The sequence below is a fragment of the Bacillus cereus group sp. N12 genome, from assembly GCF_016483575.1.
GTDB lineage: Bacteria > Bacillota > Bacilli > Bacillales > Bacillaceae_G > Bacillus_A > Bacillus_A toyonensis.
On record NZ_JAEHBO010000002.1, the window covers coordinates 103,508 to 118,509 of the forward strand.

Below are 15,002 nucleotides of genomic sequence, written 5' to 3' on the forward strand. Positions count from 1 at the left end.
TAAGTGCAGAAAATACAAAAAACTGATACAATATCATCAGAATCAATTAAAGGGGGACTAGGGTATATGACAACTACTACAACAGTTAAATCCGATATTGAAATCGCACAAGAAGCGAGTATGAAGAAGATTCAAGAAATTGCAGCTGATTTAAATATTTTAGAAGATGAATTAGAGCCATACGGGCATTATAAAGGTAAGTTATCTCTTGATATTTTTAAGCGCTTACAGGATGAGAAAGACGGTAAAGTTGTTTTAGTAACAGCGATTAACCCAACTCCAGCTGGAGAAGGTAAATCAACAGTAACAGTTGGTTTAGGTCAAGCTTTTAATAAAATTGGTAAGAAAACAGTAATTGCACTTCGCGAACCATCTCTTGGACCAACGATGGGACTAAAAGGCGGAGCAGCAGGTGGTGGTTTTTCACAGGTTGTACCAATGGAAGATATTAACCTTCACTTTACTGGAGATATTCACGCAATCACAACTGCGAATAACGCGTTAGCGGCGTTTATTGATAATCATATCCAACAAGGAAACACACTTGGAATTGATACGCGTAAAATCGTTTGGAAACGCTGTGTTGACTTAAATGATCGTGCCCTTCGTAACGTCGTAATTGGTCTTGGTGGACCAGTTCAAGGTGTACCACGTGAAGACGGTTTTGATATTACAGTAGCATCTGAAATTATGGCCGTATTCTGTCTTGCAACGGATATTCAAGATTTAAAAGCACGTTTATCTCGCATCGTAGTTGCTTATAACTTTGCAAACCAACCTGTAACGGTTAAAGATTTAGGTGTAGAAGGTGCGTTAACATTACTACTAAAAGACGCATTAAAACCAAACTTAGTACAAACGTTAGAAAATACACCAGCTATCATTCATGGCGGACCATTTGCGAATATCGCTCACGGTTGTAACAGTGTTATCGCTACAACAATGGCAGCAAAATTAGGTGATTATGTTATTACAGAAGCTGGATTCGGCGCAGATTTAGGCGCAGAGAAGTTTTTAGATATTAAAGCTCGTGCAGCTGGCATTAAACCAGAAGCAGTTGTTATTGTTGCGACTATTCGTGCGCTTAAAATGCATGGCGGCATAGCAAAAGATCGATTAAAAGAAGAAAATGTAGATGCATTAGCAAAAGGTATGGAGAACTTACAGAAGCATGTTGAAACAATTCAAAGCTTCGGTGTACCTTTCGTAATTGCAATTAATAAATTCATTACAGATACAGATACAGAAGTTACATACTTACAAGAATGGTGCAATGAGCGTGGCTATGCAGTATCCTTAACAGAAGTTTGGGAGAAGGGTGGCCAAGGTGGAGTTGACCTTGCTGAAAAAGTACTAAAAGAGATCGAAAAAGGTGAAAATAACTACGCGCCACTTTATGAATTAGAATTACCATTAGAAGAAAAAATTCGTACAATTGCTCAAAAAGTATATGGCGCAAAAGATATTGATTTTGCTCCGAAAGCACGTAAGCAATTAGCTCAATATGAAGGAGAAGGTTGGAGTAACCTACCAATTTGTATGGCGAAAACACAATACTCTCTTTCTGACGATGCAACAAAGTTAGGTCGTCCATCTGACTTTATCGTAACAATTCGTGAATTAAAACCATCTATCGGTGCAGGGTTTATCGTTGCATTAACAGGAACAATGTTAACTATGCCAGGTCTTCCAAAACAACCAGCAGCACTGCAAATGGATGTAAATGAAGATGGAAAAGCAGTAGGTTTATTCTAAAAGGTTGTAATTCATCTCGTTTATCTGTAAACTATATATACATCAAGTGGCGCCTTTCCATCGAAAGGCGCCTGTTTTTTGGAGGAAATTATGTTTGATCCAACTGCTTTTGACAATTTAAAAGTAATCGTAGAAGGTGCTGTTTATGATTTTGACTTACATGGTGATATTCTTGTAACAGATCGAAAAGATATGATGGACCTTGCTTCATTAAGTCGTATATATCATATCTCGTTTCAGTTAACAGAAACGTTCGAACCATTAGTAGAAGCGACATTTTCATTATCTGTGGATGCAAAGAACTTATCTGGTGAAATACTAGAAGTGCCTCAGTTTACACCAGGATGTGAAATGAAGTTAGCATTTTCATTCCCGATAGAACAGCCAGAAGGAGTATGCGAAGAAATTGAAACTTTCATGCGTTCTATATGGGGAAAAGAAAGAATGATTATGCAAAAAGTTTCATACGAATATAATAAGCAAGCGATTTCATATCATAATAAGGTAGAGGTTCTATTTCAAAAAGCGATTACAGAAGACCATGTTGATGATTTAATAGCTGTTATTTCACACATGATAGAAACGGTGCGAACAATACAGCATTTTCTTCAAAAATAGAGATAAAGGAGAAAAACAAATGATAAAAGATATGCAACCATTTTTACAACAAGCTTGGGAGAAGGCTGGTTTTAAAGAATTAACTGAAATTCAAAAACAAGCGATTCCAACTATTTTAGAAGGACAAGACGTTATAGCTGAATCTCCAACTGGAACAGGAAAAACATTAGCGTACTTATTACCACTTTTACATAAAATTAATCCTGAAGTAAAACAGCCACAAGTTGTTATTTTAGCTCCAACGCGTGAACTTGTCATGCAAATTCATGAAGAGGTTCAAAAATTTACAGCAGGAACTGATATTTCAGGTGCATCTTTAATTGGTGGTGCAGATATTAAGCGCCAAGTGGAAAAATTGAAGAAACACCCGAAAGTAATTGTTGGTTCACCAGGACGTATTTTAGAATTAATTCGTATGAAAAAGCTAAAGATGCATGAAGTGAAAACGATTGTATTTGATGAGTTCGATCAAATAGTGAAACAAAAGATGATGGGTGCTGCACAGGATGTAATTAAATCAACGATGCGCGATCGTCAATTAGTATTCTTCTCAGCGACAATGACAAAAGCAGCAGAAGATGCAGCACGTGATTTAGCAGTTGAACCACAATTAGTACGTGTAACACGTGCAGAGTCAAAAAGCTTAGTTGAGCATACGTATATCATTTGTGAGCGACGCGAAAAAAATGATTACGTAAGAAGAATTATGCATATGGGCGATGTAAAAGCAGTTGCTTTCTTAAATGACCCATTCCGTTTAGATGAAATTACTCAGAAATTGAAATTCCGTAAAATGAAAGCAGCAGCTCTTCATGCAGAGGCAAGTAAGCAAGAACGTGAAGCGACGATGCGTGCTTTCCGCGGCGGAAAATTAGAAATTCTACTTGCTACTGATATTGCAGCACGTGGAATAGATATTGATGATTTAACACATGTAATTCATTTAGAGTTACCTGACACTGTAGACCAATACATTCACCGCTCAGGACGTACTGGACGTATGGGCAAAGAAGGAACGGTCGTGTCTCTTGTAACAGAACAAGAAGAGCGTAAATTACTTCAATTTGCGAAAAAATTAGGTATTGTGTTTACGAAGCAAGAAATGTTCAACGGATCATTTGTAGAAACGAAACCGAAAGCACCGAAGAAAAAGAAACCAGCATTTACTGGGAAGAAAAAGCCTAGATAAATAATGGGAAAGACGTAACTATTTGTAGTTACGTCTTATTTTGTTCATTGGTAAAGTAGTGAACGAGTAAGTCGATAAATTTTGTAAAGAAGTACATATCAACTCAAAAGGAATAACAATAGCACTTGTAGAAACCTACATAGAATATAAAAACCATTAGGAGGAATACAAATGATTCATAAAGTCGGACAAATTATGTTATATGTAAATAATCAAGATGAGGCAGTAAATTTTTGGACGGAAAAGGTAGGGTTTCATGTAGTAGCAGAGGAAGATAACAAGCAAGGGATGAGATGGATTGAAATCGCTCCAACTCAAGATGCAGAAACGAGTATCATACTACATAATAAAGAAGTTATTTCGAAAATGAGCCCAGAATTGAATCTTGGTACACCATCCTTAATGTTCTTCTCAGAAAATCTTGATCAATTATATACAGATTTAACAAATAAAAAAGTTACAGTTGGCGAAATGGTAACTATGCCTTCTGGTAAAGTGTTTAACTTTGCTGATAGTGAAGGGAATTATTTTGCGGTTATGGAAAAGAACAAATAATGATGTTATGGAAAAATCCCCCTCGTATAAAATGAGGGGGATTAAATATTTGAAGTGGACTTTTTATTCGACAGTTGTTCGATATAAAAAGCGCCTTTCTCAATAGCGGTTTCAATATAACCGACAATTTGATTAAACGTGAACACCTGTAATTCTTCATGCAAATGTTGCTCTGGATACAACATATCTTCAAAAAGGTATGTTCGAAAAGCTAAAACATTTCCTTTAGAAACTTCTGCGATATCCACAATGTGAGCCTCTTGATTAAGAAGAGAGAATAGCTGTTGTTCTTTGTCGTAATGATGAAGCAACTTTGCATTTAACAATTTAAAATCGTTATAGTACATAGGTGCGATAGTTTCGTCATTTTCTATTCTATTTTTTAGCCAAGGTAGAAAAAAACCTTGTAGCCAATTATCGTCGGCAATGAGGTGGGTGTAATAGCCTAAAATAAATGGAGAATCTATATGTTCTTCATATTTATGAATAAATGAATCATAATCTATTCTTCTCGTATAGTTCTTCGTTGTACCGGCATAAAAATGTGAGGTGCCTTTTTCTTTTTTTGAATGAACAGCATCAGGGGCTACAGCTCCAAGTAAGAAAGAAGTTTTATCTTGAATACATAATTTCTCAGCAATACCGTTAGCGATAATCACATGCATAATTCTTGATCCCATGAATGCCACCTCTGTTTCAAGTATTCATTTCAGGAAGGGGACTGAACGTTTAGTATTACTTTCCCTGTACTTTTTCTACTTTCGACCCATTCATGTGCTTTCCCTGCATCTATAAAGGGAAAAGATTTTGTAGCCTTAATTTGCAAACTTCCATCACGTAAATAACGGAAAACTTCATTTGCAGTTTCTTGGAGTAATTCAGGACGTTTTTTCCGTGTAGTGCCGAAGCTGAATCCGAGTATAGAACGGCAACTTGCGTGTAAGTCTTTCGTTTTGAAATTGCCAATTTCACCGCTCGCATTGCCGAAATGAACGAGGCGTCCGTAATAAGCGAGACATTTTAAACTTCTTTCCGAAACCGTTCCAGAAATAGAATCTAAAATTACATCAACCCCTTCGCCATTTGTCAGTTCATTGACCTTCTCTACAAAATCTTCATCTTGATGACATATAACATAATCAGCTCCAGCGTCTAAAGCAATTTCTTTTTTTGCTTCATTTCCGACAGTACCGATAACTTTTTCAGCCCCTAATAGTTTTGCAAGTTGAATAGCAGTAGTGCCAATTCCGCCAGCAGCTGCATGAATGAGTACAGATTCACCTTGTTGAAGCCTTGCAACATTTGTGAGTAAATTATAGCTTGTAAAAGATACGATAGGGCAAGCGGCTGCAGTTTGGAAATTAACTTCATCAGGTAAAACGAAAGTAAGATTTTCATTTGCAACAATATATTCTGCGTAAGATCCATTTTGAGGAAAAGCAATGACACGCTGTCCAGGATGAATATTTTTAACTTGAGAACCGACTCGTTCTACAATACCAGTGGCATCTATCCCTGGAATAAAAGGAAATGTTTTATTTCCTTTTTTGCCATAACGTGATTTAATATCGGCAAAATTAACACTAGTAGCAACAACACGAATTAACACCTGATTGTCTGAAATAGTCGGCATATCCACATCAGTATATTTCATCACTTCCGGACCACCGAACGACGTTACAACGATAACTTTCATCATATATCCTCCTAAATTTGACTATATAAATCATTTTAAAGCGTCATTAGAAATTGGAAAATTATATAATAGTTATGCAAGGTTATAAGTGAAGCTTATGAACTCAGTGAATCATTATATTAATTTATATAAAAAACTTTAAAAAAATCGAACGAAATATGAATTACTTGCCAATATAAAGTGTAAGACAAAGGAGGGCTGGGATATGAAGGGTGAAATAGATTACTTGCATTTAATTCGATTAACTTTATCAGGCAATAAAGAAGCGTATAGCGAATTGTATGATGTAACGATTCAAGAAGTATATAAAACAGCACATTTTTTAATAGAAGATAAAACAGATGTAGATGATGTCGTTCAAGAAGTATACATACAACTATATGAATCGCTTCGTAAGTATGATAGTGAGAAGCCATTTCGTCCTTGGTTAATTGGACTTGCGATTAAACAAATTCACTCTTATAGAAGAAAGAGGTGGATGCGACTACGAATTATAAAAAAAGCAGAAGAGTAAAGAAAACCAGTACAAATTGATTTTTCTAACGATCTGGTAAGTAAAATATCAAACCAAAAACTAATCGAACTCATTCATAAATTACCGTATAAATTGAAACAAGTTATTATCTTAAGATATTTACACGGTTATTCACAAGAAGAAGCCAAGAGGATTGTTGCCCCGCCGGAGTTGAAAGAAAAAGTAATCGTTCAAATAAAAATGAAGCGTGGTGGAAGTAAGAGAAAAAAACGCCTTATCGCAGGAGTACTTGCAGCAGCTCTTTTAATCCCGACGACTGGTTTTGCGTATCAATCTATTATGGCGGATGGTATATACGGATCTTTTGAGAATTTAAAAAAACACGCCGGAGCGATGACGTTAGAAGCGTATATGCGTTTTAATGCAAAATTATCAGAAGCGAAAGATGAAATGGATGCGAAAGAATATGAAGAGTTTACAAAAGAACTAAAGAAATTAACAAATGCAAAGCTTGCGTACGGGGATTCGAACGGTAATATTGATTATGATGCATTATCACCAGCAAAAAGAGAAGAAATGAAAAAGGTAAGTATGGGCCTTCAACCATACTTTGATAAATTAAATGGTCATAAATCAAGTAGAGAAGTATTAACGCAAGAAGAGTTTGATCGCTATATGGAAGCTTTAATGACACATGAAATAGTACGAGTGAAGACAAAATCAACCGGTGCAATAAAACTAGAAGAAGTACCTGAGGCATATAAAGAAAGATTTATGAAAGCGGAGCAGTTTATGGAGTATGTAGACGAAAAGGTGAGATAAGTAAAAAAGCTCAGAGTCTAAGCTCTGAGCTTTTCTTATTGAAACGTAAATATATTAACCACCTATGCCTTTTGCTAGCAATAGGAAGTATACAACTAATAATATTACGCCATTTAATGCAGTACCAACTATTCCGAATAACCAATTTTTTGATGCGATTGCAAAAATAATACCGAGTAATGAAAGTATACTTAGAATCACAATAATTAACGTTAAATTCGCATTAGGTCCTCTAAGGATAAAGAAAGAAAATATACTTGCGATAACCGTTAGAAAAGAGAAAGCCCCTAATTTATACATAATAAATCTCCTCGGTTAAAATGCATTTTGACATAATATACGACCAACTTTATTTTAACAGAATTCCCCTTTTCATTTATGGAGATTTTTACAAATAATAGCGCACTTATAAACAAAATGTCCTAATCAGCAACACTTAAAAATTGGTTATCAATTATATTTTTTCATATTTGCAGTATCTTTTTGTATAAAACAATCTAATAGTGAATAACCAGCTATTAAACTAATAATCGTAACAAAAGTTGTATTTATAAGAATGATATTAGCTAAATAAGGTAAGTATTCGCCAAGTGGTGAAAAGAGTAATGCAGGGGAAAAGGAAATGAATAGTGTAGGCACTGTAATAGCAATAAATTTATCCGGCTGAAAGCTCCAGTTTTGTTTACTCGTTGCGTAATTAATAGATTGAAGGAACCGTAATAAAATACCAACTATAAGAGGGAAGAGTGTAAAGTAGAATAATCTTGGATAAACGTTAAAGTTCACCTGCGCGTCTGTATCTAAATAAAATTGAATTTTTACTCCAACAAATAATAATAAGACGATAAATAATGTAAAGCAGAGGTATAGCATTACTTTTTGCATTCCATTCCACCATCCTTTACTAAAAATATATTCAAAGAAGAGATATACAATAACTACTATTGTATATCTCTTCTTTTACTGTTATTAAATAGTGGAATTTGTTTTTTCTTGCTTCGTGAAATAATCAATAATACCCATCGCACTAATTTCTATATCTAGATGTAAAATGTTATAAACGGAATGATCGGATGGAACGTTTAATTTTGTAAGGTGAGAAGAAATCTTATCCATTAATGCAGTTTGTAAAGCTTTAGTTGCTTCATCGAAATCATTATACTGTTCAAAGACCTTTTTACCAGTATGAACGAAAATAGGTAGCCAATGTTCAAGCTGGTTATATACTTCTGTAACATTGGATGATGCACCGTAATGACCGAAATAAATAGTATCTACATTCATACTTTGAATGTGATTTTTTGAAGCAATCATCGCATCTGGTTGGAATTGTGAAGGAGACGTTGATGGGAGATATAGTTCTATACCAACGTCTGCGAGTTCTCTATAATAAATGCCAATTGTATCGCCAGTAAAAATGCCGTTTGTTAATGAATCGTGAATGCTAATATGGTGCTTAGCATGCCCCGGTGTATCGTAAAATGTAAGTGTACGGTCTTCAGCAATTTTTAACGTATCACCATTTTGTACAATACGAACACGTTCTTCTTCTATAGGAAGAATTGGATCAAACAGTTTATTGAAATCTTCTTTGTATACAGCTTTTGCGCCTAAAATGAGTTTTGTTGGATCAATCATATGACGAGCGCCGCGAGAATGCACATATAAGGTAGCATTTGGGCACTTTTCCATCATTAAACCAGCAGCCCCGGCGTGATCTAAATGAACGTGTGTTACGATAATGTTTTTTACATCGTTTAAATCAATATGTAATTGTTGTAAGCCTTCTAAAATATACGGAAGAGAAGGGGCTGCACAAGTTTCAATTAAAGTAATATCGTCACCTAATAAAACGTACGTACCTGTTCGTTCATTATGTTGTAAGTCGTAATCATCAATAAGATATAGGTGAGAAGATAATTGTTCTACTTTTTTCATACTTATCACTCCTTATATACGGTATGTATCTATTATACGCTAAAAAGAAAAAAGACAGAAAACGAAAGCTCGTCTTCTGCCTTTTTAAAGTGTTTTTATTTCGTTTGTTCTTTATTGATAGACATAACGAACAGTCCAACAATGCCACCAACGATCGGAAGCGTAATCTCTCCTGCTAAATTAAAGTAGGAGCTTAAAAATAAACCATTTACATCGATTACCCAACCAGTAACATACAATAACATCATATATAGTACGAAATAAAACTCGCGATTTGAAATCGTTTCAGGTTGTGCAGTTTTCATAATGAACACCATCCTTTTCTATTATAATAGAATATAAACTGTCACATTTTGTTCACAATTCAATTGTAAAACTTTCCATTCTAAAAGTCTAGTAGTTTGTGTCGAATTTTCGAACATAAATAAAGCGCTATCATTTCGGTGTGTAAGTATGTAATAGAAGCTGTATATTCACGAATGTAGTATAGTATAAACATAGAATAATAGTATAGAGAGGGGTAGGAACAATGACAGTTTATGATTTTTCAGCTAAAACAATAACAGGTGAAGATAAATCTTTAAAAGATTACAAAGGAAAAGCACTTCTTATTGTAAATGTAGCTAGTAAATGTGGATTTACACCACAGTATAAAGGATTACAAGAAGTATATGATAAATATAAAGACCAAGGACTAGAAATACTCGGTTTCCCTTGTAATCAATTTGGAGGACAAGAACCAGGTACAGAAGCGGACATTACTAGTTTTTGTGAATTAAACTACGGTGTAAACTTCCCGATGTTTGCAAAGGTTGATGTGAAAGGTGATAAGGCTCATCCTCTGTATACATACATGACAGAACAAGCGCCAGGTTTACTCGGTATGAAAGCAGTGAAATGGAATTTTACGAAGTTTTTAATTGGAAAAGATGGGAAAGTAGTAGGGCGTTTTGCGCCGCAAACGAAGCCAGTTGATTTAGAGGTTGAGATTGAGAAGGTACTTGGGGAATAATTAGGAGTTTGTTATCTTTTATTATAGTTATTAAAAAATACCTCAAAGAACAAAGTTGCTCTTTGAGGTATTTTCTTTAAACTCACATGATTAAGATTAAATCATTGTATCGAATTCATTTGATTTAGGAAGAGAAGTTGCTTTTTTCATAAGCACTTCCCATAAGTGTACAGATTTTTTCCATTCGGCTGCGGATTGTCCTTTTTGATACATAGCGTTTTCATAACTGAAAGTAAGTTGTTGCATATGAGCCGAGTTGTAAAGTGTATCGATGTGAAGAGCGTATTCTCGGAATGTTTGACTTTCCCTCCGTGGTATGCCGATTCTCGCAAATTGTTTTAAAAGTGCGCCGTAAGCTTTTTGATAAACAACATCATCTTTTCGGTATTTATAGAAAAGAATAATAAAAAATGTAATCCATTTCATTCTAGTAGTGAAGAGAATGTATCCGATGATACTAATTGGTATCGTAGAGAGGAATACGTACCACCAAGAAAAACTAGTTTTAGAATTTGTGACCTTTTTAGTAGAGGCTTCTTCTATATTTTCTATTAAACTTTTAAGTTTTGCTTCATTATTTCGTTGATGTATTTGCTGGTTATTAGAATTATTTGCTTCGCTATTTTGTGAAATAGGAGCAGGCGTATTATTTATAAAATTATAGGGATAGGTAAATCCTTTTGTTGGTTCGAATGGAATCCATCCGTATCCTGGGAAATATACTTCGACCCAAGAGTGTGCGTTATCGTTCGTGATTTTATAAATATCCTGACCTTCTGCAGAGGCAAGTGTATTGTCAAGAGTTCCTTCTGTATAACCTTTTACCCAGCGAGCAGGAATCCCAGCAGAACGAAGTAACACGATCATAGACGTCGAAAAATTATTACAGTAGCCGCTTTTTGTATCGAAAAGGAATTGATCTACATAATCTTGACTTTTGGCAGGGTACAAGACATTCGTTGATTCGTATGTAAAAGAGTTGTCTGCGAAGTAATTTTCAATAGCTAATACTTTATCATACCGGTTGTCTTTATCATTTGTAAGATTGACAGCCAAGTCTTTTACTCGCTGTGGTAATGATTCGGGAAGTTGTGTGTACTTTGTCATGAAATAAGGATTTGTTTCTTGACCTTCATTCGTGTTTACAGCTTTCAAGTTTTCTATGGGAAATTCCGGGATCTCATACGTTACTTTATATGAATGTAAAGTAGTAGAGGAGTCTCCGTGCATTGTATAGATTTTTTCGGAAAATGGGTCAACGCTGTATGATACATCTGAGGAAGCCTCAACTGATATTAACCCTGCTGGATAGGTAAGATGCGGATAACTTTTTTGCATGTTTATTGTTGCCTTTGTTGTCTCCGTTTTTGTATTTTGTTCGTACCAGCTCACGACGTCGTTTTTACTTTTAAAAGAAATCTTTTTTTGATTTTCAGAAACTTCCCAGCCTTTTCCTGTATAAAAATCTTTCGTTTCTACTCTCCAATATTGTTTGTTTTGCGTTTGTGCTGTGAAAACAATTGTAGGATCAGCCTGAAAAGGACCACCTAATCTCGAGTCATCTAAACCATACCCAATTGTAGAAACTTCTTGTTTTTTACTCGCTTCGGATGTGTTGAATTTTAAAAAATTCATTGGGTTTGGCCATTGAGGGCCGAATTTTGGAGCAAAGTATGCGATGGTTGCTGACAATACAATAAATATTGTAAGAGGTCTAAGTAATTTTGAGATTTCTCTAGCATAATTTTGTAAGTATTCCATCTCTTTTATTCGTTCTATGCGAAGAAGACTAAGCATAAAAAAGCCGATGACAACAGTACGAATAATAGCGAAGTTTGCATTGTATAAATGTAAGTTATGAAAAGTTGTGATATAAATAATAGTCAATACAAGAAATAACAATCCACGTTTTTTATGAATCATCCAAAAAGAGATGAAAGAACTCAAAAACCAAAAGGATAGAAAAAATAAAACTGTTGGAAAAACTGGAGAAATATCTAGCAAATTCCCCTGGAACAACAGGGAGGAATTTTGAGAAATATCAGTAAAAAATTTCGTTAGCCAAGATGGATTTATAAAAGCATTTTTATAATATAGGAAATGAATGATGAATAAAATCGTGATGGTCTTTATAGGAATTTGCCACCTTGTTTGAAAAAAAGAGAGAGTGAAGCAAATCCCTATAAATATTACAAAAATATCTAATCTACCTACGTTTGTAATACCTATAAGGGGTCTTAGCCATTCTAATAAAAGTAGAAATGCGCATGCATGCATGAAAAATTTAGTCATATCCAATTGTTTTTTTGCCTGTAATGTTATCATTTGCTCACCTCAAAAAACACGTTTGTATACTGGTTTCCATAAACCACATTTACAAATATTTTTCGTTTTTGTAGAGTTTCTAGAATACTGAGTTCTCGATGTGAGAGTTGATTTGCTTTTTCTTTCACGACAAACACCATTAATTTTCTATTTTTTATAGCAGCACAGTCAGCCGCCTTTTGAATATCGGGAGAAAGATCGCTTGTCACGAGTATAATCGTTACGGGCTGATACATTTTTCTTAATTCCATTTCTACACTCTGAGAGAGGGGGGATACACTGTCTGCATGTACTTTCGCTAAATGACAAAAAATTTGTTGCAACTGAGTATCTCCATTGTCTAAAGGGAAAATAGTTCGTTCTTTTCCGACAGACACGAATGACGCTGGTGAATTTTGCTTCAAGACAGTCCTTACAATAGAGGCAGTAAACGTTACGACTGATTCGAATAGAGGGGAATCAGTTCTGTCCATGAATATCATGATATTATGGCTACGCTGTTGTTCAAACTCTTTCGTCATAATATTGTTTGTTCGTGCAGTTGCTTTCCAATCAATCCATGAAAAGCGGTCACCAGGTTTATAGTCTCTGACGCCGACAGATACTGTAGAGTCTTTTGCTGAATTTATATTTGCTGAAAGCGCCCCTTGTTCGAAATGATTTTCCAATTGTCGATACGCTATATCTACATACTGGGGATAGACTAAAAATGTATCTGGAACTGAAAAAGTTACTTTTTTCTCTATCATACCGAATAGATCGCCAGTTTTGACACGTACGCTTGAAAAAGTGTGCTCTCCTCTAGGGATTGTATCAATAACATATTGAAACGAAATATTTCGTTTCAATCCTGGAAAGAGTATGACCTTATTCATCTTTTCTTGTTTACAACTTGTAAATGGTGGTGGCAGTTCATCTTCTATAACTAAATAAAGTAAGGGAAAAGGAAGTTTTCTTTTTATTGTAATCGTGCTTACAAACTGTTCTCCTGCTGCATATTTGTTTTGGTTTGTTATTCGTTTTACTTCAGCGTCCCGTAAAGCGTAGAAGGGGAGTAGTAGTGAATAAAGGCCAATAGGAATCGTACTGTAAAACAAAAACCAACTTACAAATCCTCCTTGAAGCATAGCATACACAAATGTTAAGACTACGCATAAAGGGATTAGTGATAACTTTGTAACGTGATATAGTGCTCGTAGTAGTCGCTTCATCAAAGGTTCTTCGTCCTTTGAGTCGGCACGGTAGTTCGTGCAACGATTTTGGAGATAACTTGTTCTCCTGTTATTCCTTCAAATCTTGCTTCCATTTTTAGAATGAGTCTGTGAGCTAAAACGTAAGGAGCTAAAAATTTAACATCGTCTGGAATAACATAATTTCTGCCATGGATGAATGCATAAGCTTGTGAAGCTTTCATTAAAGCAATTGAGCCACGTGGACTTGCGCCTAGCTGTATAGAACTATAAGAACGAGTCTGATTAACAAGCTTTACAATGTAATGCTTGATTGCTTTGTCCATACTTACTTCCCTTACGCTTTGTTGTAAATAAAGTAATTCTTTTATTGTTGTAATAGCTTGTAAATGGGAGAGTGGGTTTGTTTTTTCCATCCGGTTTAAAATTTCAAATTCTTCTTCTGGTGTAGGATATCCCATTGTTAGCTTCAACAAGAAACGATCGAGTTGAGCTTCTGGTAAAGGATATGTTCCTTCATATTCGACCGGGTTTTGTGTAGCCATGACAAAGAAAGGTTTTGGTAACGATCTTGTAATGCCATCTATTGTGATAGTGCCTTCTTCCATACTTTCAAGTAAGGCAGATTGTGTCTTTGGAGATGTACGATTAATTTCATCAGCAAGTATAAAATTCCCCATGATTGGTCCAGGCTTGAACTCAAATTGGAGCTCTTTTGGATTGTAAATAGAAACACCTGTAACATCTGACGGCAGTAAATCAGGTGTGAATTGAATGCGCTTGTAATCGGCGTCAATTGATTTAGAAAGAGTGCGTACTAGCATTGTTTTCCCAACGCCAGGAACATCTTCTAATAGTACATGACCTTCAGCTAAAAGAGCTGTCATGGTTAAAATCGTTTCTTTTCGTTTTCCGACCATTAATTTTTCAATATTGTTGATTATTTTTTCTACAATGGGATGTAATGAATCAAGATGGGGCATCGTAATCCTCCTAATTTCATTATCTTTTCTAATTCATTTTTATGTAAAAGAAAAGGAGTTCCTTCATTTTAGTGCAGTATATTAGTAATCTAAGAGGTAAGTAGGAATGGTGTATATAAGTTCATATTGAGAACTTATATACATAGGAAAAAACGTAAATGTTAAAAAATCATGGTGATATACTTTATAATTTCTATGTCCAAAAAGGAAATCCCACTCATAATTTTATGAATATTCAGATTATATGCGCGGATAACATTTAGTATAATTGTTTCCGTAACTAAGAGCAATACCGTAAATAATGATTTATAGTTATATCTCGCTATTTGTGGGCTGATAATCAGTGGGGGACGAACAAAACCTCCACTGATTAAAGTTTCACTTTATATAAAAACGTAGGAATCTCTCCTGCGTTTTTTCTTATGCAAAAAAAGGTGAATCCTC

At 35.0% G+C, this 15,002-nt stretch carries 15 protein-coding genes and 1 pseudogene; 7 read left to right on the forward strand and 9 right to left on the reverse strand.

The window, feature by feature from the left end:
- The first annotated feature begins 66 nt into the window (after positions 1 to 66).
- The 4 genes from JDS92_RS01605 to JDS92_RS01620 all read left to right on the forward strand — a co-directional run bounded on the left by JDS92_RS01605 (position 67) and on the right by JDS92_RS01620 (position 4,117).
- A complete protein-coding gene (locus JDS92_RS01605) occupies positions 67 to 1,755 on the forward strand; it encodes a formate--tetrahydrofolate ligase (RefSeq protein WP_098710804.1) in 1,689 nt (562 codons plus the stop codon).
- Between the two features lie 90 nt (positions 1,756 to 1,845).
- On the forward strand, positions 1,846 to 2,373 hold the full coding sequence (locus JDS92_RS01610; protein ID WP_142345930.1) for a hypothetical protein: 528 nt from the start codon (positions 1,846 to 1,848) through the stop codon (positions 2,371 to 2,373).
- Positions 2,374 to 2,392: 19 nt separating this feature from the next.
- Positions 2,393 to 3,562: a DEAD/DEAH box helicase gene (locus JDS92_RS01615; RefSeq protein ID WP_000588603.1), complete on the forward strand. Its 1,170-nt coding sequence runs from the start codon at positions 2,393 to 2,395 to the stop codon at positions 3,560 to 3,562.
- A gap of 171 nt (positions 3,563 to 3,733) precedes the next feature.
- Entirely contained in the window at positions 3,734 to 4,117 is a 384-nt protein-coding gene (locus tag JDS92_RS01620; RefSeq protein WP_000581483.1) for a VOC family protein, read from the forward strand.
- A gap of 41 nt (positions 4,118 to 4,158) precedes the next feature.
- Here the strand turns inward: JDS92_RS01620 and JDS92_RS01625 are convergent, their stop codons facing one another.
- On the reverse strand, positions 4,159 to 4,797 hold the full coding sequence (locus tag JDS92_RS01625) for a zinc dependent phospholipase C family protein (protein ID WP_098912169.1): 639 nt from the start codon (positions 4,795 to 4,797) through the stop codon (positions 4,159 to 4,161).
- 29 nt (positions 4,798 to 4,826) lie between these two features.
- The gene (locus JDS92_RS01630) at positions 4,827 to 5,813 is read right to left on the reverse strand and encodes a quinone oxidoreductase family protein (protein ID WP_199631417.1); all 987 of its coding nucleotides are present in this window, start codon (positions 5,811 to 5,813) and stop codon (positions 4,827 to 4,829) included.
- Between the two features lie 205 nt (positions 5,814 to 6,018).
- On the opposite strand from JDS92_RS01630, the pseudogene JDS92_RS01635 reads away from it, so the two are divergent.
- Both JDS92_RS01635 and JDS92_RS01640 read left to right on the forward strand, forming a co-directional pair.
- Positions 6,019 to 6,478: pseudogene (locus JDS92_RS01635) on the forward strand (sigma-70 family RNA polymerase sigma factor); the annotation flags it as partial.
- Between the two features lie 20 nt (positions 6,479 to 6,498).
- The gene (locus JDS92_RS01640; RefSeq protein ID WP_199631451.1) at positions 6,499 to 7,110 is read left to right on the forward strand and encodes a DUF3600 domain-containing protein; all 612 of its coding nucleotides are present in this window, start codon (positions 6,499 to 6,501) and stop codon (positions 7,108 to 7,110) included.
- 54 nt (positions 7,111 to 7,164) lie between these two features.
- Here JDS92_RS01640 and JDS92_RS01645 read toward each other — a convergent pair whose 3' ends face one another.
- From JDS92_RS01645 to JDS92_RS01660, 4 genes are all read right to left on the reverse strand, one after another.
- On the reverse strand, positions 7,165 to 7,410 hold the full coding sequence (locus JDS92_RS01645) for a hypothetical protein (RefSeq protein ID WP_000277246.1): 246 nt from the start codon (positions 7,408 to 7,410) through the stop codon (positions 7,165 to 7,167).
- 150 nt (positions 7,411 to 7,560) lie between these two features.
- A complete protein-coding gene (locus JDS92_RS01650; RefSeq protein ID WP_001174537.1) occupies positions 7,561 to 7,995 on the reverse strand; it encodes a hypothetical protein in 435 nt (144 codons plus the stop codon).
- Positions 7,996 to 8,079: 84 nt separating this feature from the next.
- Complete coding sequence (locus tag JDS92_RS01655; protein WP_199631418.1) at positions 8,080 to 9,048, reverse strand: MBL fold metallo-hydrolase; 969 nt, start codon at positions 9,046 to 9,048, stop codon at positions 8,080 to 8,082.
- Positions 9,049 to 9,143: 95 nt separating this feature from the next.
- Positions 9,144 to 9,353, reverse strand: a complete 210-nt coding sequence (locus JDS92_RS01660; protein ID WP_000844989.1) for a DUF3925 family protein — start codon at positions 9,351 to 9,353, stop codon at positions 9,144 to 9,146.
- A 224-nt stretch (positions 9,354 to 9,577) separates the two neighbouring features.
- Here JDS92_RS01660 and bsaA point away from each other — a divergent pair, with 224 nt between their 5' ends.
- Positions 9,578 to 10,060, forward strand: coding sequence for a glutathione peroxidase (bsaA, locus tag JDS92_RS01665; protein ID WP_000219431.1), 483 nt, complete (start codon positions 9,578 to 9,580; stop codon positions 10,058 to 10,060).
- A 96-nt stretch (positions 10,061 to 10,156) separates the two neighbouring features.
- Here bsaA and JDS92_RS01670 read toward each other — a convergent pair whose 3' ends face one another.
- Genes JDS92_RS01670 through JDS92_RS01680 form a run of 3 tightly spaced genes read right to left on the reverse strand, consistent with a single transcriptional unit; the run spans position 10,157 to position 14,558 of the window.
- Positions 10,157 to 12,385, reverse strand: a complete 2,229-nt coding sequence (locus JDS92_RS01670; RefSeq protein ID WP_199631419.1) for a transglutaminase TgpA family protein — start codon at positions 12,383 to 12,385, stop codon at positions 10,157 to 10,159.
- Positions 12,382 to 13,596: a DUF58 domain-containing protein gene (locus JDS92_RS01675; RefSeq protein WP_199631452.1), complete on the reverse strand. Its 1,215-nt coding sequence runs from the start codon at positions 13,594 to 13,596 to the stop codon at positions 12,382 to 12,384. The genes JDS92_RS01670 and JDS92_RS01675 overlap by 4 nt, the downstream gene beginning before the upstream one ends.
- Positions 13,596 to 14,558 (reverse strand): AAA family ATPase, encoded by a 963-nt coding sequence (locus JDS92_RS01680; protein WP_088056030.1) that lies wholly within the window; start codon positions 14,556 to 14,558, stop codon positions 13,596 to 13,598. Before JDS92_RS01680 ends, JDS92_RS01675 begins: the two co-directional genes overlap by 1 nt.
- Between the last annotated feature and the right edge of the window lie 444 nt (positions 14,559 to 15,002).

Excerpts from the sequence above, each read along its gene's own strand:
- JDS92_RS01670 (WP_199631419.1), bottom strand. The coding sequence starts at position 12,385 with ATGATAACATTACAGGCAAAAAAACAATTGGATATGACTAAATTTTTC.
- JDS92_RS01675 (WP_199631452.1), bottom strand. The coding sequence starts at position 13,596 with ATGAAGCGACTACTACGAGCACTATATCACGTTACAAAGTTATCACTA.
- JDS92_RS01680 (WP_088056030.1), bottom strand. The coding sequence starts at position 14,558 with ATGCCCCATCTTGATTCATTACATCCCATTGTAGAAAAAATAATCAAC.
- JDS92_RS01650 (WP_001174537.1), bottom strand. The coding sequence starts at position 7,995 with ATGCAAAAAGTAATGCTATACCTCTGCTTTACATTATTTATCGTCTTA.
- JDS92_RS01625 (WP_098912169.1), bottom strand. The coding sequence starts at position 4,797 with ATGGGATCAAGAATTATGCATGTGATTATCGCTAACGGTATTGCTGAG.
- bsaA (WP_000219431.1), top strand. The coding sequence starts at position 9,578 with ATGACAGTTTATGATTTTTCAGCTAAAACAATAACAGGTGAAGATAAA.
- JDS92_RS01655 (WP_199631418.1), bottom strand. The coding sequence starts at position 9,048 with ATGAAAAAAGTAGAACAATTATCTTCTCACCTATATCTTATTGATGAT.
- JDS92_RS01645 (WP_000277246.1), bottom strand. The coding sequence starts at position 7,410 with ATGTATAAATTAGGGGCTTTCTCTTTTCTAACGGTTATCGCAAGTATA.
- JDS92_RS01630 (WP_199631417.1), bottom strand. The coding sequence starts at position 5,813 with ATGAAAGTTATCGTTGTAACGTCGTTCGGTGGTCCGGAAGTGATGAAA.
- JDS92_RS01660 (WP_000844989.1), bottom strand. The coding sequence starts at position 9,353 with ATGAAAACTGCACAACCTGAAACGATTTCAAATCGCGAGTTTTATTTC.
- JDS92_RS01620 (WP_000581483.1), top strand. The coding sequence starts at position 3,734 with ATGATTCATAAAGTCGGACAAATTATGTTATATGTAAATAATCAAGAT.
- JDS92_RS01610 (WP_142345930.1), top strand. The coding sequence starts at position 1,846 with ATGTTTGATCCAACTGCTTTTGACAATTTAAAAGTAATCGTAGAAGGT.
- JDS92_RS01615 (WP_000588603.1), top strand. The coding sequence starts at position 2,393 with ATGATAAAAGATATGCAACCATTTTTACAACAAGCTTGGGAGAAGGCT.
- JDS92_RS01605 (WP_098710804.1), top strand. The coding sequence starts at position 67 with ATGACAACTACTACAACAGTTAAATCCGATATTGAAATCGCACAAGAA.